Raw genomic sequence first — 19,099 nt, 5'->3', positions numbered from 1 at the left:
GTCGACGCCCTTGGGGTCGCGGATGAACTTCTGCAGCGCCGGCTGCATCACCGTGGAGGTGAAGTCCGGGCGGCTGTCGCGGTCCATGAACTGGGTGAGATGCTTCGCCTGGCTGATCATCTCGTAGCCCTTCTTCTGAAGGGCGCTGTAGCCGGAGGTGTCGGCCTTCGTGGAGGCGGCGATCAGGCTCGGGTCGGCCTTCAGGTAGATCTCCTCGGCCTGCGCCGTACCCAGGAATTCGAGCAGCTTGACGGATCCGGCGCGGTTGGCGGGCTTCTTGCTGAGCATGATGCCGTCGGTGGGGGCCTCGACGGTGTCCTGCCCGTACGCCGGGTCGATCTCGGGGAAGGCGAAGAAGTCGAGGTCGTCCAGGTCCGCCTGGTTCGTGAACTGCTGGGCCACGAACATGCCGAGCATGTACATGCCGGCCTTCTTGGCCACCAGGGTCTGTGCGGCGTCCTGCCAGGTACGGCCGACCGCGCCCTCCTGGTGGTAGGGCAGGGTCTCGGCCCAGGTGTCGAAGACCTTGCGGACCTTCGCATCGGTCCACGAGGCCTTGCCCGCCATCAACTCGACATGGAAGTCATAGCCGTTGAGACGGAAGTTGATCTGGTCGAAGGTGCCCATCGCCGGCCAGGCGTCCTTGTCGCCGTACGCGATCGGGACGAGGCCGTCCTTCTTCATCCGCCTGCACAGGGAGACGTACGCGTCCCACGTGGCGGGGACCTCGTAGCCGTACTGCCGGAAGACACTCTTGCGGTAGAAGACCGCCCACGGGGACGTGGTGAGGGGCACCAGGTAGTACTTGCCGTCCTGCCCCTTGCTCAGGTCGTGCATCGCCGAGGGGAAGTTGCCGCCGATCGTCTTCCACACGTCGTCGATCGGGGAGGCGAGCCCCTTGGCCGCGAAGAACTGCATCCGGTAGCCGGCGAACCACTGGAACACGTCGTCCGGCGTGCCCTGGAGGTAGGTGTTGATCTGCTCCTGGAAGGTGTTGTGGTCCTTGGTGTTGATGTCGACCGCGATCCCGGACTGCTTGGTGAAGGCCGCGTAGATGTCGGCGTACCCCTTCTTCGGGACGGCGTCGGACGCGTTGGAGCCCACGGTGACGGTCTTGGTGCCCGACGACTCCGAGCCGCCTGCGCAGGCACTCAGCAAGGGGATGCCGGCACCCAGGAGCGTGGCTCCGCCGAGTCCGCGGAGCACGGTACGGCGGCTGGTGCCAGGCATGGACCGACCAAGGGATGAAGGGTGCATTTCGACTCCTGACGGGGCTGGCGGTACCCAGACTTGGCGCGTCAGCCGAAGAGGGTGGGCGGAGCAGTGGCCGCTGCACGGCCAGAACCAAACACGATCGAACAAATGCGATCGGTGGACGCCAGGAAGCGTGAACGCTTCATGTACCGGCTGTCAAGACTTCGCGCCGGGCGATGTGCGACGCATCCGGTCCGGCCAGGAGCCCGAAGTGCCGGCATCCGGGGCCGAGGAACAGGGTTGACCGGGCTGGCCGTCGAGGCTTTCCGTATCCCGAGCAGGCCAACTGAGCTGCAGGAATGTGCCTGGGATGTACCCTCTCGGGCGCCCGGCGCACCCCCTCCGCCCGACCGCAGGCCCCGACGTTCTCTCGCACCCGTCGGCAAGTGTCGTCGCGTGAACTCTTGACGCGCGCTCGGCTTGTGCGTAGACATTGACCGCGCGGTCAGACCGCGCGGTCATTAATCTGACCTCGTTCGATGGCGAACACTCGGCCATGAGGAGCCTTCATGACAACAGGGGTGGAGCGCAGCGCGGCGTCCTCCGCGCCGCGCAGTGAGGACGTGGCCAGGCTGGCCGGTGTCTCACGCAAGACGGTCTCCCGGGTCCTCAACGACGAGCCGTACGTCTCCGACGAGTCCCGCCGGCGTGTCCTGGCGGCCGCCGAGGAACTCGGCTACCGGCTGAACCACGCGGCCAGGGCGCTTGCCTCCGGCCGCACCCGGTCCATCGGTGTGGTCGCGCTGGCAACAGCCGGGTACGGAACCGCTTCCCTGCTGGTGGGCATCGAACAGGCCGTACGGGACGCCGGTTACGCGCTGCGCGTCGTCAACACCCCGGACGGCGACCCGCGAAGCATCGCCGGCGCGCTGGAGTCACTCCTGGAGCAGGGCGTGGACGGCATCGTCGTCTCCGTACCCATCGTCGAGGGTGACGTCCCGCTCGGCGTCGATGTGCCGGTCCTCTTCGTCGGAGCGCCGCCCGCCTTCACCGCCGCCCGGACACTGACCGTCGGCGTGGGTGCCCATCAGCTGGCCCGCGCGGCAACCGAACACCTGCTGGACCTGGGGCACACGACCGTCCATCACCTCGCCGGTCCACGCCGGTGGTACGCCACCAAGGACCGCATCGAGGGGTGGCGGGCGGCGCTGGCGGCCCGGGGCGCGCATGAACCGCCCGTGCTGAACGGTGACTGGTCGGCGGACTCCGGGTATGCCGCGGGCCTCGGGCTGGCCTCGGACCGCTCGGTGACCGCGGTGTTCGCCGCGGGCGACGAGATGGCCATCGGGCTGATCCACGGCCTGCGGGAAAGCGGTCGCCGGGTGCCGGAGGACGTCAGTGTCGTCGGTTTCGACGGCAACCCCGTCTTCGCCTACGTCTCCCCGCCGCTGACCAGCGCCCGTCAGCCCTTCGAGGCGGCGTCGAGCGAAGGGATCCGGCTCCTCCTCCACGCCATGGAGAAACCCGACACCGCACTGCCTCCGGCGAACGACCCACCCGTCGAACTGATCGTCCGCGGCTCCACCGCACCGCCGCCCTCCGTCTGATCCACCCACCCCCCTGTCACCACCCCGGCACACCTCACACGCCGGGGCGCCCCGCCCTCGACAATCCGCGCATGTCGCGCCGCGCCCCCGCGCTCGCGTGCCACGCCCGGCCGCGTCGCCCGGTTGCCCCCGGGCGACGCGCCCAACGAACTCCGCCGCGTCACTTCGAGCCGTTCCGAGCCGGCGGACACCGAACCACACCTTCCCCATTCCCCTGGGAGCCGCAATGTCCACAGCGCAGACAGGCGCCAGATCCGGCGCCGCTCCGCGTCCCCGTCCCCTCTCCTTCTTGTCTCTGGTCCTCGTCCTGGTCGTCGCGGCGATGACCATGGTTCTGCCCGCCGGCCGGGCAGACGCCCTGGCCCGCCCCTCGCAGACGATGTACACCCCGCCGTCGGGCGCGCCCTCGCCCGGGTCGCTCTATCCGCGGGCGATGCGTATGCAGCACAACGGCTCCGCCAACGGCACCCTCCTCGCGACGTTCGAGCAGTACACCTCCGGCACACCGGTCTTCCCGATCTACCGGAGCACGGACAACGGCAACTCCTGGTCGAAGATCTCGGAGGTCGCCGACACGCAGAACGGCTGGGGCATGCGCTGGCAGCCTGAGCTGTTCGAACTGCCCACCGCGATGGGCGGCTTCCCGGCCGGCACCATCCTGGCCGCCGGAGCCTCGGTCCCCTCCGACCGCTCCGCCATCAAGATCGATGTCTACGCCAGCACCGACCGCGGACAGACCTGGACGTTCGTCAGCAACATCGCCACCGGCGGCCCGGCGTACGACCAGAACGGCAACGGCAACACCCCCGTATGGGAGCCCTTCTTCCTCTACGCCAACGGCAAGCTGATCGTCTACTACTCCGACCAGCGCGACCCCGACCACGGCCAGAAGCTCGTGCACCAGGTCACCACGGACCTCCAGACCTGGGGGCCGGTCGTGGACGACGTGGCGATGCCCACGTACAGCCAGCGCCCGGGCATGGCCACCGTCGCGAAGCTGCCCAACGGCAACTACGTCATGACGTACGAGTACGGCGGCTCGCCCTCGGGCAACTTCGCCGTCTACTACAAGATCTCCGCCGACCCGGAGGACTTCGACTCCGCCACCGGCATCCCCCTGCGGTCGACGGACGGCGTGGTCCCCACCAGCACCCCGTACATCACGTGGCTGCCCACCGGCGGTCCGAACGGCACGCTCGTCGTCGGCGCCTACAGCACCAGCGACCTGTTCCTCAACACCCAGAACGGCGCCGCGAACACCTGGACGCGGATCACCTCCAACGTCGCCAACGGCTACAGCCGCGGCATGGTGCCCCTGTCCGACGGCCACAGCCTGCTCGTACTCAGCGGCGGCAACGGAGGCAGCAACCTCTCCAACCCCGTCACCTACAGCACCATCGACCTCGGCGGAGGCATCTCGGACGGTGCCACCTACACCGTGTCGAACGCGGGCAGCAACCTCATGCTGAGCATCGTCGGCGGCTCCACCACCAACGGCACGAACGCCACCCAGCAGAACGCCGACAACGCCACCGACCAGCAGTGGCGCTTCATACAGCAGGCCTCCGGCTACTTCAAGATCCGCAACGTCGCCAGCGGCAAGGTCCTCGGTGTGGAGAGCCAGTCCACCGCCGACGGCGCCAAGATCCTTCAGTGGGACGACAACGGCACCCTGGACCACGAGTGGGCCGTCGCCCCGCACCAGTCCGGCGGGTACAGCATCACCAACCGTGTGACCGGCAAGTACCTGGAGATCCCGAGCGCCTCCACCGCGGTCGGCACCGCCGCCGTCCAGTGGAGCGGCACCAGCTGCGCCTGCCAGCGCTGGAACCTCACCCAGACCGCCCTGCCCCCGCTGGGCACCGGGCAGTACGTCCTCGTCAACAAGAACAGCGGCAAGTACCTGGACATACCGCAGGGCTCGACCGCCTCCAACACGGCGGCGCAGCAGTGGCAGAACTCGGCCTGCTTCTGCCAGCTGTTCACCTTCCAGTCGGCCGGCGGCGGAGCCTGGAACATCAGGAACGTCAACAGCAACCTGAATCTGGACATCCGCAACGGCTCCACCACTGCCGGAGCCGTCGTCGTCCAGAACACGCCGTCCACCGGTAACTCGCAGAAGTGGACCCTCACCGACGCGGGCAACGGCTACTTCAAACTCAAGAACGTGGGCAGCGGCTTCAATGCCGGCGTCGCCCAGTCCCTGACCAGCAACGGCGCGGCAGTCGTGCAGTGGAACGACCTGAGCAACGACGACCAGCTCTGGAAGATCGTCCGCATCAACTGAGCGGCTGCGTACGGTGCGGAGAGCGGGCGTGTATCCACGCCCGCTCTTCGCATCTGCCAGGGAGGAGCACATCGTGACGACCGGGGCCGGGCATCATGCCGTCAGACCTCACGTCAGACAGTCGTCACTCCGCAGCCGTCACCTCAAGGGTTCCGACCCGGACACCTGCACCGCATGCCCGGGTCGATGTGCCCTCAGCAGAGATCGAGGCGATTGAAGTCGTACGTCGCGTAGTCCGGGACCGTGTGGATCACGCCGTTCGCCGGGGTCCAGACCGAGTACCTGGGCCCCCAGAAGTGGACTTGGGCTCCGCCGGTCTGGTTGTTCCGGACAGCGAGCGCGTCGATGAAGTTCGAGAGCGACCGTGTCTCGCACCTGAACAGGTGGAAGACGCTGTGTCTGCCGTCGCCCTGGCCGACCGACACGCAGGCGATCCCAGAGGCCAAGGAGCACGTCACCAGCGCCGAGTTCCGATCGGCACTCGACACGTTCCGCGTTACGTATTCGCCCGGGTACAGCGGGGAGATGCCCGGTGTCCACGCGGTCGGTCCGGCCGCAGCGTTCGATGCTGCGTGTGCTGGTGCCTGCGCCGCCAGCGGAAGGAGCAATGCGGCGATCATCGTCACGACCAGTGCAGCCGCCCGCTTTCTGATCCTTCTCACGCTCATTCGGTCTCCTCTGCAGTTCACAGTTGATGCAGCCATTCCTGGTGGACGGCGTTTCTTGTCGTGGTGCAGCCGAGCACGGCCAGGGAGGCGCGCCGGCGCAGGTAGCCAGCGAGGCAGGTCGTGGCCCCTGCGCAGGGCTCGTTCGTCTGCCGCGGTCTGCCGGGCTCGGCCGTTGACCGCCACCGATGCGGCCGGGGCGGTCGATCCAGGTGTAGCGGCTCGCACGTTGTTCGCCTTCGATGCACTGGTGCCGAACAAACAACTCGCGAACAACGGATCGGTGACAGGCCCTGGCTCGCCGCGAGGAAGTACCACCCCGGACGCGCGGCACCTCGCTAGCCGTCCCGGCACGCCCTGACTTCACTAAGATCCCCTCAATGCCCAAGTCAGTGAACAGCCTGGCAATGACCGACATCGCCCTGGCGGAGAAGGCACTTCCCGGAGGGGTGACGAAGTGATGACCACGGCACGGCACGCGCGCGTGCTCAGCGGTGTCGCCGCCCTCCTCGTGGGCCTGTCCGGCTGTGTCGATTCGTCAATCTGCGCCGGGCTAGACGTGGTGTCCCAGGTCGGCGTGTACGTCGTGCAGGACGGCTACAGCGATCTCGCGGGCGCCACCTACGAGTTGTGCACGCGCGGTGAGTGCGCCAAGGGCGAGCTGAAGGAGAGCCGCATCGCGCACGTGACCGTCGAGCTGCCTGACGACGTCGGCCCCGACACCGCCCCGGTCCGCCTCCGAGTCACCCGCGCTGGTGCGGCCAAGCCCGTCATCGACAACTCCGTGGACGTGAAGCTCATCCACTACTCCGACGGCTGCGGCGGCGGTGGCTACTCGCAGGGGCTGGCGTACACCAAGGAGGACGGCCTGCTGCCGAACGTCCCGAAGGGGATCGGAGAGGCGTGGGTCAAGCACCGCACCGCCGAGGCCACCGCGGACCCCAGCCCCACAGCATCCTCCTGACCCTCGGCCCCCTACGCACCGGCATGGTTCGAAGCGGCGCTCGGGGTGTGTGCAGCAAATAGAGGCGCTGGCCCGGCACTTGGCATGTGCCGGGCTGTCCTGGCGTATGCCGTCGCGTCAGTCGTGGGTGGAGTCGAGGTGCCAGACGGTGGCCTTGTTCAGTTTCACCGATCCGTTCTCGGCGAAGACCTGGACGCCTTGGCTGGCGGGGTCGGGGAAGATCTGGTCGGTGATCACCGCTTCGCCGTCGCCACCGAAGACCTCGATGGACGACCAGTCGACGAGGATCCGCATTTTTATCTCGCCGTTCGCCGCCTTCAGAGGCGCGGTCTGGATGCCGGGGAAGGTGCTGTTGAAGTCCACGGCGCCGGAGTGGGTGCGGTCGACGTACAGTTCCTGGGTCGTGGTGTCGTAGCCGATGACGGTTTCCTCGCCCGCGGCGCCGCTGCGTACCTTGAGGCCGAAGCGTTCGGCGTCATCGAGGGAGAAGGTGGCCTCGATGTCGAGCGCCTTGCCTTCGGCGGCGGCGCCGATCAGCGCCTTCGACGTGTTCGTCACGACGTCGCCCGTCGCGGTCGCCGGAGGCTCCTGCCGCAGGGACTTCACGCTGTTCACCGGCTCGCTGGTAAGCCGGACGCGGCCGTCGACGGTGCGCAGCGCCATCTGGCGTGGGATGCTCTGTGCTCCCCGCCAGGGGGAGGTGGGGATGGCGCCGGCGTAGTCCCAGTTGTCCATCCAGCCGATCATGTACCGCTTGCCGCCCGGGGCGTTCTCCCAGGAAACGGCCGCGTAGTAGTCCTTGCCGTAGTCGGCCCAGTGGGCGCGCTGCAGCACGGAGAGGGCGGAGGAGTCGGCTGCGGTGAACTGGTCGGCGAGGATGTGGCCCCAGCCGCCGGTGTTCATGTCGACGAGCTGGATCTGCGCCTTCTTGCCGAGGTAGGGGCGCATGTTGAACGAGGTCCAGTCCAGCGTCTCGCTGTCGGCCCCGGTCGCGCTGCGGACGACCTGGCCGTCGACGATCAGATTGACGGAGGTCTCCTGGGAGCCGGGCTGGGCCTGGGTGTCGGACAGCACGATCTGGTCGGCGAGGATGTGACCCCAGCCTCCCGTGCTGTCATCGACCAACCTGATCTGCGCCTTTTTGCCGGCGAGGTCACGCACGTCCCAGGAGGCCGTCTGGAGTGCCTCGGCGTCCTTTCCGGTGGCGCTGCGCACGACCTGGCCGTCGACGAGGAGTTCGAGGGCGGTGGGGTCGGCGGAGCCGGCAGGGTGGTTGCCGCCGCCGATGAGGAAGTTGATGTATCGCTTGTCGATGGTGAATTCGGGCGAGGTGAGGGTGCCGGTGTTTGCGTCGCCGTTCAGGAAGGTGTTGACCAGGCCACTGCCCTGGAAGCCGGAGACCTGCTGCTGGCCGGGGAGGGTGCCGGTGGCCGGTGCCGGGCCGAAGGCGTCGCCCGTCGTCGTCCAGTCGCCGTAGGTGCCGCCCTCGAAGTCGGCGAGGACCGTCCCGGGTTGGTGCGGGTGCCGGCCGCCACCGATCTTGAAGTTCAGGTAGGGGCTGTCGACGGTGAAGGAGGGCGAAGTGAGGGTGCCGGTGGTGGCGTCCCCGGAGTGGAAGCTGTTGGCGAGGCCCTTGCCGTCGAAGCCGCCGACTGTCTGCTGCCCGTCGAGCGTCCCGGCCGCCGGTCCCGCGCCGAACGCGCTGCCCGTGGCCGTCCACGAACCGAAGCCGGTGTCCTCGAAGTCCTGCAAGACGGTCCCGGAGGGCGGGGTGTAGGTGCCGTCGTCGTCGGCGGTGAACTTCGTGCCGTCGAAGTCACCGATGAAGTACTGGGCTGCCGAACCGCCAGCGATACCACCGGGGTTGATGTTGACGACCAGGACCCACTTGATGTTGTCCGTGTCGCCGTCGACGGCGAGGGGGAACAGGTCGGGGCACTCCCACACACCGCCCGTCGCGCCGGCCGGGCCGAACTCGCTGAGCTGCGTCCAGTCCTTGAGGTTCTTGGACGAGTAGAACCGCACCTTGTGTTCGGCGGACAGCGACACCGTCATCAGCCAGCTCTTGGTCGGCGCGTACCACTGGACCTTGGGGTCGCGGAAGTCTCTCGACCCGATGTCGATGACGGGATTGCCCTGGTACTTGGTCCAGGTACGACCGCGGTCGGTGCTGTAGGCGAGCGACTGTGCCTGGGTGCCGGTGGTTTTGTCGTGGCTGGTGTAGACGGCCACCATGGGCGGGTTCTTCCTGGTGCCGAAACCGGTGGTGTTGTTCTCGTCGACGACGGCGCTTCCGGAGAAGACCATCTCCTCGTCGTCGTGCGACAGGGCGAGCGGCAGCTCGCGCCAGTGGACGAGGTCCGGGCTCACGGCGTGGCCCCAGGACATGTCGCCCCAGGAGTTGCCGCTCGGGTTGTACTGGTAGAAAAGGTGATACTCACCCTTGTAGTACACAAGGCCGTTGGGGTCGTTCATCCAGTTCTTCTCCGGAGTGAAGTGGAACTGGGGACGGTAGGTCTCGGAGTACAGCGGGGTGTCGGCCGCGGCATCCTGGGGGGCGAGCAGGGCGGCGGACAGTGCGCAGACGGCCGCCGCGGCGGTCATCCGCACACGGTCATGCCGGGATACACGTCCAGAGCTCATGATGCCTCCTCTGCTGCGGCCGTCCACGCAGCACAGCGCAGCCTGCGGCGGGCGGCCCGAAATATGACGCCCTGGTCCGCGATGTCGTCGACACCGGCACCAGAGAGTGTCAACGCTGACTTGTGTCAACGCTGACATCGAGTGGCCCGATGATGAACGGCATCCGGTCAACGCGTCAACAGTTCGGGCGGGATTACCCGACGCGGCCGGGTCTGCCGGTCACGCGTGATCGGCCGTCACGAGCGTGCCAACTGGCCGTGCCACGCCGGATGGTGGACGGCGACCGAGCAGGTCGGAGCCGCTAGCCGGACGGCGAACCGGCCGACTTCCGTCCGTACGACTCTGATGGTGCGGGAGTACGGGCGCGCACCCCCGACAGAGGGGTTTGCATGTGCCGTAGCGGCATGTGGTCCAGTAGGCGGCGAGCACGACATTGAGAGGTTCCCCCGCATGCCCCTTCCTGCGATTCCCCGCCGGGTCAAGATCGGCGATGCCGCCGCGTTCGCCGGGACCACACCCCGCGCCATCCGCCACTACCACGCCATCGGGCTCCTCGCCGAACCGGAACGCGGCAGCGATGACCGCCGCCGCTACGGATACGACGACATGGTCCGCCTGCTGTGGATCCGCAGGATGGCCGATGCGGGTGTCTCCCTGGATGACATCCACGCCGCCTTCAAGGGCACCACCGGCATCGAGTTGTCCCTGGCCCGCCTGGAGGAGTCCCTCGTTTCCAAGGCTGCCGCCATCGAGGCCCAGCGGGCCGCCGTGAACCGTCTCCGCGAAGTGGGCAGTCCTTTGGGCCTGCTCTCACCGCTGGTCACTGGCCGCTTGCGCGATCTCCCACCCGGAGCGGTGCGCTCCGCCGACCTCGACACCCTCCTGGTCACGGAGCGCGTCTTCGGCCCTCTGGGCGCCGCTGTCCAGGCCGACCGGTTCATCGTCCTGGCCACCCACCCCGAGCTGCGGGCCGAGGAGGACCGACTGGCCGAGGTCGAGGCGGCCCTGGACGACACCGTGTCCCCCGACGACCCCCGCGTCGAAGACCTGGCCGCCCGGCGATGCGATCACGAGACCGCCCTGGCAGCCGCCATCGAAGAATCCGGCCTGGAAGAGGCCCTCAACGTCCTCCTGGAACGGGACGACGAGCACACCGGCGAGGAAGAAGACGGGGCGAGGATGAGCGCGATGGAGGCCATCGGCAAGATGCCGTACGACTTCTCCCCGGCCCGCGTCCGGTACGAGGAACGTGTCATCGAACTGCTTCACTCGGCCGATCAGGACGACGACGGGGACCGACGGACCAGCTGACTGGCGTCGGGGCCCAGAGCGAGGCCGAATCCGGTCCAGGTTCTCCGGAAGAAGGTCGCCGAGCGGGGCGTCGAGCCACGTGCGAACCCGGGCCATAGACGGCAGGCACGGTCAGACGTTGGGGACCCTCAGCTTGTCCCAACTGGTCCTGCCAGGAGTGCCGTCGGCGTCGCCCCCCGCGAAGCCGAGCTTTCGCTGCCATGCGGCAAAGGACCTCACATCGCCCGGGCCCCATGTGTCGGCGCCGGCGCTCGACTCGTACCGGTTGCAGTCCTCGGCGACGAGCCGCTCGTGCATCGCGGCGACGATCGGCGATGTCCGTCCGGCTTGGAAGAACGACGCACCAGGGAACGGCTCGGTGTCCGGCCGGGGGTCGGGGTGGGAATTCTTGAACTGGTCGTACGCCGCCTGAGCCGCCTCAAGGACCTGGTCGTAGATGTCGTCCATGTGCGGGCCGGCGCAGACGGTCGAGGACCAGCGGTGGTGGTAGAAGAGGTTGCTCTTGCTGGGGCGTTCGCCGATCACCTTGGCGAAGTTCCAGCCGGCGAGACGTGCGGCACTCCTCCAGGTGGCCTCGCCGACCGTCCAGCCGGGCGCGAGCGTCGCGTTCGCCATTTCGATGCTGATCGAGCGCTGGTTGCCGGCCACATTGCCGACGGCCCAGGCGAACTCGTTCACCTTGACGTACTGCGCGACCTCGCCCGCGGCGTCCACGTCGAAGTGGGCCGAGGCCGGACGCTTCCTCCAGACCTCGAGCAGGCCCTGGTGCGAGAAGCGGCCGGCGTTGTGGTGCAGTGTGACCGACGTCTTCCTGTGCGCCGTGTGGAAGACGTGGCCGGTGGCGCTCAGCTCGTCGATGAGGTTCGCCACGTCACGGTCATAAGCGATGGTGGCGGTCACTTGGAGTCCTCCATGTCGTTCTCGACGCCGTCCTCTGCGAAAGCGACGAAGTCGCTCTCGGGAAGGTCGTCGAGGTTGTCGGTTCCGGGTCCATCGCTGACGTCTGTTCTGGCGAGAGCCGCCTTCAGGTCCTCGTCGTCGAAGTTCTTCTCGGGCATGACGCCGTCCTTTCCGGCCGGGACGTGGCGGCGGGTACGCTCGCTTCGCTCCACTCGCTTCCGGCTCCGTGGCTCAGCTTTCACACGTTGGGGACCCGCAGTTTGTCCCAACTGGTCTTGCCGGGAATGCCGTTGGCGTCGTCACCTGCGAATCCGATCTTTTGCTGCCAGGCGGCGTAGGACTTCACATCGCCCGGGCCCCATGTGTCGGCTCCTGCACTCGACTGGTACCGGTTGCAGTCCTCGGCGACGAGCCGCTGATGCATCGCGGCGACGATCGGCGATTTCCGTCCGGCATGGAAGAAGGACGCGCTCGGGAACGGCTCGAAGTGGGACGGGCTGGCTGGCCCGCCGTCCATGTACTGCTTGTAGGCTCCGTTCACGAACGTGGACCATTGCTTCCAGTTGTGTGCGTGTTTGATGGCCTTCGCCGTCTTGGCGTTGTAGAGCGGGTTCTTGAGCTTTCCCTCGATCCTCAGCGTGTCCGGTGGGGAGAACTGCCCCGGGTGCTTGAGGCTGCGAATCTGGAAGAGGCCTATGGACGGCCCCCACTTGTTGTCGACCAGGTGCTGGTCGCCGACAGCGCCCGCGTAGCCTTTGGACTCGGCCATGGCGACGGCGGCCGCGATCTTGATGTCATCGCCGGTGAACCCCGCCTCCGCGGCGAGGGCGCGCAGCTCGGGCAAACTCATTCTCATTTCGACGCCTCCGTTTGTTGACCGGGCGACATTCTCAATCCGGGCGTCCGGAGAAAAGGTCGCCGAACCCGATGAGAGAGGCGGATTGCGGATTCGGAAAGCGTGAAATTGCTTAGTGCCACTCTATGACGGTGCCAGGCATCGGGCAAACGGCCCCCGAACCCAACAAGCACGAGTTGGCCCGTCTGCGACATCGACCCCTTGAAGCCGCATTACGGCTGGTGGTTGGCGCGCGCCGGGCTCGTATCAGCCAGTCTCCCCTCAGGGAACACAGCAGGCACTCAGTACTTGACGACGACGTTCAGGGCCGTGTGGACATCGCCTGCGGTCTCGATGGCCCTGACGATCTCGTCCTGAGGAAATTCGTGGGTATTGATCGATTCGATGTCGAACCGCCCAGACTCCATGATTTCCATGACCGTGGCGACGTCTTCCAGCTGATAATCGCCGGACCCGATGACGCTTTGCTGTGAACACATCGTCAAGTAGGTGTCGACCAGGGCGTCCACCCCGGTGGCTTCGATGAAGATGTCGATGTCGGCGCCCTGTCTGTGCTGCGCCGGGCGAGGCGGTGTCGCGGGTGGAGATGTGACGGGCGCCGTGAATCCGGCGAGAGCCGCCGGCGACGCTACTGAGCGACGACCATGGCGTGGCTGGCCCGCCTGCGCCCCTCGCGGTACTTGAACATCAGGCCGAGACCCGCCTTGACCGATACGAGGCCCATGCCGATGAAGGCTCCGAGGGCCTGGGCACCCTCGGCGACGAAGGGGATCACGGCGGCGGCCAGCAGGTTGAACAGGAACAGCAACCACAGGACGGGCTTGGAGGTGATGAACGTCTTCACGGGGTTTCTTTCGCTGACACGAGCGGCTGACTGACACCTACAGGTTCTCGACCTGGCCCGCACACCAGCCATGGCCACCGCCCGACCGACGACTCACCGTTCGGACCGGAATGGTGATCCGCGAATGGAGATCCGCTCTCCGCTCTCGCCCGCGGCGTTGCCAGCGTGCCCCGCGCAGCCCCGTCCACCCGAGTTGCGGGCGGTACTACTCGATGCCGACTGCTCGCAGTGTGGCGAGCACCAACGCCCGGGTGACGGTGACGATTTCGCTGACGCGGACCTGCTCCTGCGGGCCGTGCGCGAAGCGTACGTCGCCCGGGCCGTACTGCAGCGTGGGGATGCCCGCCCCGGAGTACAACCGCAGGTCGCTGCCGTAGGGAGCGCCGCGCTCCGGCGGTCGTGGGCCGCCGGTGACGTCGGCGTGCGCGTCGCCGACCAGTGCCGCGAGCGGGTGCCCGGCCGGCAGCCGTCCGCTGGCGAACTGGCCTCCGGGCCACGTCACCGTGGCGGGGTGAGAGCGCAGCCACGGATCGTCCGCGCAGGCTTCGGCCACGCACGTCTCCAGTTCGGTGCGCGCCTGGGCCGGATCCTCGCCCAGCCGGACCCCCAGTCTTCCCTCGGCCACCAGCAGGTCGGGCACGCTGCTGGCCCAGTCGCCGGCCCGGACGGTACCCACGGACAGCGGGTAGGGAATGGGGTACTCGGCCATCAGGGGGCTCGCGCCGGTGTTGCGGCGGGCTTCGAGACGGGCGAGCGCGCGGTGGATGGGCAGGTACGCGTCGACGGCGCTCACTCCCACGTATCTGGTGCTGCCGTGGGTGGCGCGGCCGGGTACCTCGATACGGAAAGTCAGTGCGCCGGCGTTCGCGGTCATGAGCGCGCCGCTGGTCGGTTCCGCGATGATGCAGGCATCCCCGGTGTGGCCGCGTTCGAGGGTTCCGAACGCTCCGAGCCCTCCGTCCTCCTCGCTGACGACGAAGTGTGCGGACACTTGGCCGCGCAGCTTCGCGCCCGCTCGGCGTATCGCGGCCAGGGCGGCGAGTATCGCCACCACGCCCGCCTTCATGTCGCACGCTCCTCGTGCGTGCACCACGTCCCCGGAAACCCGGGGGCGGAAGGGGTCTCCCTCCCATTGCGCCAGGTCCCCGGACGGGACGACGTCGACGTGTCCCTGAAGGACCAGGCTCGGCCCGTCGCCCTGGCGTCGCGTGCCGCCCACCAGGCCCCACGACTCCGTGCGCGGGGCCTCGCTGCCGGGAAAACGGGGATGGGCACGTAGCTCGGGCAGGTTCATGGACCACAGGTCGACATCGAGGTCCATCCGCTCCAGATGCCGGGCCAGGACGTGCTGAAGCTCGGACTCCGCGGCGCTCCCCGTCACGCTCGGAACAGAGAGAAGCTCCAGCAGCAACCGGCCGATGGCCGCCTCGTCCACGGCGGCCAGTGCCGAGGCTTCCACACCGCTCAGGCTTGCTGTCATCTCAACACTGCTCCCGGCACGTGACATAGGGACAAGCCGGAGACTATGTTCGGCCCGACAACGCAATCAATCGCCATTTGCTGCTGTCCACTGTCGATTTCTTGCAATGTCATCGGGCTCATGGCGAATACATGCGCCGCGCCGCAGGTCCTGTCGTCTGGAGTGGGGTCATGGACGCCATCGATGAAGCGATCATCCGCTATGTGCTGCACAACGCACGGGCCACGTACGCCCAGATCGGCAAGGCGGCCGGGCTGTCCGCGCCCGCCGCCAAGCGGCGTCTCGGCCGTTTGGAGGCCACAGGCGCGATCCGCGGTTATACCGCTCTCATCGACCCTCAGGCATTGGCCTGGCACACCGAGGCTTTCGTCGAGGTCTACTGCTCCGGCAATCCCACCCCCGCCGAACTGCGCCGAGCCCTTGAGGGCATCCCCGAGGTCGTCGAAGCCTGTACCGTCTCCGGCGCCGCCGACGCAGTCGTCCACATGCTGGCCAGAGACATCCACCACCTGGAACAGGCCATCCAACGCGTGCGCGCCACAGCTCCTGTCGAACGGACCGAGAGCGCCATCGTGCTCTCCCGGCTGTTGAACCGTCCTCGCGTGTGATCGACGCCATGTGATCACCACGAGTGCCAAGGCTCGCGTACGTCCGTCGGCCGTCGGCCGTCGGCTGTCCGCCATCGCCCGCGCTCGCAGGGGGGCGCCGGGAAGACCCGGTGCTCCCCCTCAGGCCATGCCTACCGCGTTGATTGCTCCCGACCAAGGCCGTGGGCAGTGGGCCGAGGCACCCCTCACCGGGAGTGGAGGTCCCCCGAGGGCGCCGTCGGCTGCTACGGGGTCAGTGAACTGGGGCGATTCGGTAGGCCCGTATGACGGTCTGGGTGACGGTGTTGCCTGCCTTGTCCGCCGCGCTGATCCGCAGCGAGGCGTAACCGGTGCGATTCGGGTGGTGGAGCAGGGCGCTGCCGGTGGTGCCTTGGCGGGTGACGCGGACGGTCTTCCAGGTGCGGCCGTCGTCGTAGGAGACCTGGAGGGTCAGTCGGCTCACCGCCGACCGTGCGGCCTTCGTGGGGCGCTGCACGGTGAGCGGGACGCGGAAGGTACGGCCGGCGGGGGCGGTGCTCTTGAGGTCGACGTCTCCCCCCGTGCGTACGGTCAGCAGCGGCAGCGCCGAGGATGTCGAGCCGCGGGGTCGTGACGAGGTGAAGCCCCAGGTCAGCGTGGAGCGAGTGCCGAGCGCCGTCCAGTCGGCCGTGCGCGTGGTGCGGGTGGTCAGGGTGTAGCGGCGCTTGGCGGCGCTGGGGACGGTGAAGCCGATGTTCGAGAGGTCGCCCGTACGGTCGATGACCCGTCCACCGGAGGACAGCACGGCCTCGCCTTCCATCGCGAAGTTGGAGGAACCGTCGAGGCGCTGCCCTGTGCCGGTGGCGGCATACGGTGCCATGTCCAGGGACAGGTAGTTGCCCTTGCGGGTGGAGCTGTAGACGGCCGGGCCGACGGGGGCCCGGTTCCAGTCGACGGTGTACGTGCGTCCGGCCTGGTAGCGGCGGACCGCGGTCGTCTCGTCATGGTCCGGGAGAGTGCCGTCGGACCTGGGGTCCGTCGTCCCGAAGAGGTCGAGGTAGTGCGTCCAGGTGAGTCCGGGGGCGACTGAGTAGTACTCGGTCACTCGGCTCGGCAGTGCGGTGTGCAGCGTCGGGATGAACGGCATCAACTCCGTCTCGTTGGTCGGCTGATCGGAGCGCACAGCTGCTACCCGCTTGCCGCCCTGGGAGGCGTAACGGGCATGCACGGTGGCCAGTTGCCGGTCGTGGACGACGGGGTTGGTGTCGGCGGGTATGCCGCCCTTGTGTGTCTGCCGCAAGGAGTAGCGATAGGCGCCGGCCGCGTCCTTGCCCGTGAGGGTGGTGGAGGCGGCGTAGCGGACGCCCGGGGCCTGTGCGGTGGGCGTGGCGTACAGGGTGGCCTTGCCGCCGACGACGGCGGTGAGTGAGTAGCTGTCGTTTGCCTGGCCCCCGGGCAGCGCGAGGGTGGCCGAGGTGGAGATCGCTGTGGCGTCGCGGTGGTCGATGCGGGCCGAGACCTTGCCGGCCTTGCGCCCGTCGAGTGTCACGGCGCGGTCGTGGTCGGTGCGGATGCCGGTGGCGGCGAGCAGGGTCCGGGTGCCGGTCCGGGTGCCGGAACCGTCGAGCTCGGCCAGGCTGTCGTCGATGCCGAGGATGGTGTAGTCGTCCTCCGGCAGACGCAGTCGGAACGTGCCGTCACTCCCCAGCCGGATGCCCTGCTGGATGCCGGTGCGCGGGCCGACGATCGTCAGCGCCGCGCCGGCGGCCGGCTTGCCCTCACGGTTGAGGCCGGTGATGGTCAGTGTGTGGCGTTCTGGTTCGGCGAACAGGCCGACCGCGGTCCGCACCGTGGTGTCTCCGGCGGTGGCAAAAACTGCGCCGCCGTAGCGGCCGATCTGGGCCTTGGTGGTACGGCCGGTGACGTTCGCGGTGGCGGTGCCGTGCGCGGGGACGGTCACGCTGGTGGCGTCCAGGGAGAACATGCCGGCCGGGGCTCGCTTGCCGCCCGGGCCGTAGGTGTCCAGGGCGAGCTTGAGAGTGACCGCCTGGTCGCCGTCGTTGCGGTAGGTGATCTGCCGGGTGGCGGTGGCGTCGGCGTGCGGCCAGGTGAACAGGCCCAGGTTGGCGGCGCCGGAGGTGGCGTGGACCTTCTGCTTGAGGGCGCGGACGATGTCGAGGCGGCCTGAGCCCTGTTGGAAGGCGGTCAGGTTCTTCAGGCCGTGCGCCGAGGAGGTCAGGGCCCGCTTGAAGTCGGCGGCCTTCCAGGTGGGGTTGGCCTGGGCGAGCAGGGCCACGGCACCCGTGACGTGTGGGGTGGCCATGGAGGTGCCGGACGCCTGCTCGTAGCGCGGGTTGGGCGTACGTGTGTCCATGTTGGTGCCGTCGGCGCGGGCGCCGATGATGTCCGAGCCGGGTGCCACCAGGTCGGGTTTGACGGCGGCGTCGCCCAGCCGGGGTCCCTGGCTGGAGAAGTAGCTGAGCGTGTCGCGCTTGGTGGTGCTGCCGACGGTGAGTGCGGCGTCCGCGCTGCCGGGGCTCTGCACGGTGCCGTCCACGCCGTTGCCCTTCGGCCCGCCGTCGTTGCCGGCGGCCACCACGAACAGGGTGCCGGTCTGTTCGGTGATCCGGTTCAGGGCGGTGGACACCGGGTCGGTGCCGTCGGTGACGGTGTCGCCGAGGCTCATGTTGACGGCGACGGCGTGCTGGGCCGCGGCCCACTCCATGCCGGCGATGATCGCGCTGTCCGGGCAGCCGCCGTCGTCGTCGCAGACCTTGCCGATGAGCAGCCTGGCGCCCGGCGCGACGCCCGCGTACTTGCCGTTCGACGCTGCGCCCGTGCCGGCGATGGTGGAGGCGGTGTGGGTGCCGTGCCCGTACCCGTCCTTGAGGCTGGTGCCGGCGAAGACCTTCGATGCGGCGATGCGGCCCTTGAAGTCGGGGTGGCCGGCGTCGATGCCGGTGTCCAGATCGGCGATCAGCACGTCCTTGCCGGTGAGGCCGGACTTCCAGGCGGCCGGCGCACCGATGATCTTGTTGCTCTCGTCGTCCAGGACCTTCGCCTTGCCGTCCAGCCAGAGCTTGCTGACACGGCTGGACAATGGTCCCTTGAGCACTGACTGCCACAGACCACTGGTGCTCTTCTTGGGCTGGGTGAGGGTGCCGCCGTTCAGAGCGCGCAGGGTGCGGCCGAGGCCGGCTCCGTGTGCGGTGAGGGCGGAGCGGGCGGCCCCCTTGTCGGCCCGTTCCATGACGATCAACGGCAGAGAGCGCGAGCGCGCGTCGTCCTGCCCGATGCGGATCAGCTCCGTGACGTCGAACAGCCGGGCGTCCAGCTTCCCGGTGGCCAGGGGGCGCTCGGCGTCATGGGGAATCACGCTGATGTGCTGTGTCCCGGCTCGCAGGGAGCGGACGACGCGGAAGCCCATGTCCTCGCGGCCCTTGCCGGGCAGGACGGACACGGCGGGGGCCGTGGCGTCGGGCTGGGTGCGCAGAATGACCCGGTCGCCGGTGATGAGGGTCACGGTTCTGGCGGTCGCCGTGTGCCGCCCCACCGACGCTGCTTCGGGGGCGACGGCCTGCGCGACCGGTACGGGCGCGGCGACCGAGACGGCCACCACACCTGCGAGGGCGGGGAGCACCCCCCACCTGACTGACTTGGGCAGCAATGCGTACTCCTTCGGTGTCCGGCTCCACGCCGGAATCTGATGGTTCGACAACTGGGTGGTTGACAGGCGGACTCGGGCCGCCATTGGCCGCTCGACGCAGCGATGTCGAGGCCGA

The 19,099-nt window shown here is 68.3% G+C and carries 15 protein-coding genes; 5 read left to right on the top strand and 10 right to left on the bottom strand.

The genetic code is table 11. The annotated features are described in order from the left end of the window. A partial coding sequence (locus HW837_RS41495) for an ABC transporter substrate-binding protein (protein WP_193381760.1) occupies window positions 1–1,257 on the bottom strand: 1,257 nt, incomplete at its 3' end. Window positions 1,258–1,763: 506 nt separating this feature from the next. On the opposite strand from HW837_RS41495, the gene HW837_RS41490 reads away from it, so the two are divergent. Together HW837_RS41490 and HW837_RS41485 are read left to right on the top strand one after the other, a co-directional pair. Continuing rightward, window positions 1,764–2,801 (top strand): LacI family DNA-binding transcriptional regulator, encoded by a 1,038-nt coding sequence (locus HW837_RS41490; protein WP_045562139.1) that lies wholly within the window; start codon window positions 1,764–1,766, stop codon window positions 2,799–2,801. Window positions 2,802–3,027: 226 nt separating this feature from the next. After that, on the top strand, window positions 3,028–5,088 hold the full coding sequence (locus tag HW837_RS41485) for an RICIN domain-containing protein (RefSeq protein WP_193381761.1): 2,061 nt from the start codon (window positions 3,028–3,030) through the stop codon (window positions 5,086–5,088). A 194-nt stretch (window positions 5,089–5,282) separates the two neighbouring features. On the opposite strand, the gene HW837_RS41480 is transcribed toward HW837_RS41485, so the two are convergent. Next, window positions 5,283–5,756 (bottom strand): hypothetical protein, encoded by a 474-nt coding sequence (locus tag HW837_RS41480; protein WP_193381762.1) that lies wholly within the window; start codon window positions 5,754–5,756, stop codon window positions 5,283–5,285. A 457-nt stretch (window positions 5,757–6,213) separates the two neighbouring features. Here HW837_RS41480 and HW837_RS41475 point away from each other — a divergent pair, with 457 nt between their 5' ends. After that, a complete protein-coding gene (locus HW837_RS41475) occupies window positions 6,214–6,717 on the top strand; it encodes a hypothetical protein (RefSeq protein ID WP_193381763.1) in 504 nt (167 codons plus the stop codon). Window positions 6,718–6,834: 117 nt separating this feature from the next. Here the strand turns inward: HW837_RS41475 and HW837_RS41470 are convergent, their stop codons facing one another. After that, window positions 6,835–9,360 carry a GH32 C-terminal domain-containing protein gene (locus HW837_RS41470; protein WP_193381764.1) on the bottom strand — a complete coding sequence of 842 codons (2,526 nt, stop codon included), beginning with the start codon at window positions 9,358–9,360 and terminating at the stop codon, window positions 6,835–6,837. A 450-nt stretch (window positions 9,361–9,810) separates the two neighbouring features. On the opposite strand from HW837_RS41470, the gene HW837_RS41465 reads away from it, so the two are divergent. After that, entirely contained in the window at window positions 9,811–10,671 is an 861-nt protein-coding gene (locus HW837_RS41465; RefSeq protein WP_193381765.1) for a MerR family transcriptional regulator, read from the top strand. Window positions 10,672–10,782: 111 nt separating this feature from the next. Here HW837_RS41465 and HW837_RS41460 read toward each other — a convergent pair whose 3' ends face one another. From HW837_RS41460 to HW837_RS41435, 6 genes are all read right to left on the bottom strand, one after another. Then, window positions 10,783–11,571: a peptidoglycan-binding protein gene (locus HW837_RS41460; protein ID WP_045562145.1), complete on the bottom strand. Its 789-nt coding sequence runs from the start codon at window positions 11,569–11,571 to the stop codon at window positions 10,783–10,785. Then, complete coding sequence (locus HW837_RS41455; protein WP_159040960.1) at window positions 11,568–11,729, bottom strand: hypothetical protein; 162 nt, start codon at window positions 11,727–11,729, stop codon at window positions 11,568–11,570. Before HW837_RS41455 ends, HW837_RS41460 begins: the two co-directional genes overlap by 4 nt. Before the next feature lie 80 nt (window positions 11,730–11,809). Beyond that, window positions 11,810–12,421: a peptidoglycan-binding protein gene (locus tag HW837_RS41450; RefSeq protein ID WP_193381766.1), complete on the bottom strand. Its 612-nt coding sequence runs from the start codon at window positions 12,419–12,421 to the stop codon at window positions 11,810–11,812. Between the two features lie 287 nt (window positions 12,422–12,708). Beyond that, window positions 12,709–12,936, bottom strand: a complete 228-nt coding sequence (locus HW837_RS41445) for a hypothetical protein (protein WP_045562148.1) — start codon at window positions 12,934–12,936, stop codon at window positions 12,709–12,711. A 119-nt stretch (window positions 12,937–13,055) separates the two neighbouring features. Next, the gene (locus HW837_RS41440; protein WP_045562149.1) at window positions 13,056–13,271 is read right to left on the bottom strand and encodes a hypothetical protein; all 216 of its coding nucleotides are present in this window, start codon (window positions 13,269–13,271) and stop codon (window positions 13,056–13,058) included. Window positions 13,272–13,476: 205 nt separating this feature from the next. Beyond that, window positions 13,477–14,751, bottom strand: coding sequence for an ArgE/DapE family deacylase (locus HW837_RS41435; RefSeq protein ID WP_196790094.1), 1,275 nt, complete (start codon window positions 14,749–14,751; stop codon window positions 13,477–13,479). Window positions 14,752–14,921: 170 nt separating this feature from the next. Here HW837_RS41435 and HW837_RS41430 point away from each other — a divergent pair, with 170 nt between their 5' ends. After that, complete coding sequence (locus tag HW837_RS41430; protein WP_045562151.1) at window positions 14,922–15,359, top strand: Lrp/AsnC family transcriptional regulator; 438 nt, start codon at window positions 14,922–14,924, stop codon at window positions 15,357–15,359. 232 nt (window positions 15,360–15,591) lie between these two features. On the opposite strand, the gene HW837_RS41425 is transcribed toward HW837_RS41430, so the two are convergent. Then, window positions 15,592–18,984, bottom strand: coding sequence for a S8 family serine peptidase (locus tag HW837_RS41425; protein WP_193381767.1), 3,393 nt, complete (start codon window positions 18,982–18,984; stop codon window positions 15,592–15,594). Window positions 18,985–19,099 lie beyond the last annotated feature (115 nt).

This window comes from Streptomyces caniscabiei (assembly GCF_014930365.1).
GTDB lineage: Bacteria > Actinomycetota > Actinomycetes > Streptomycetales > Streptomycetaceae > Streptomyces > Streptomyces caniscabiei.
Note: the sequence above shows the minus strand (reverse complement) of the source record. Positions and strands in the feature narration are given on the sequence as shown.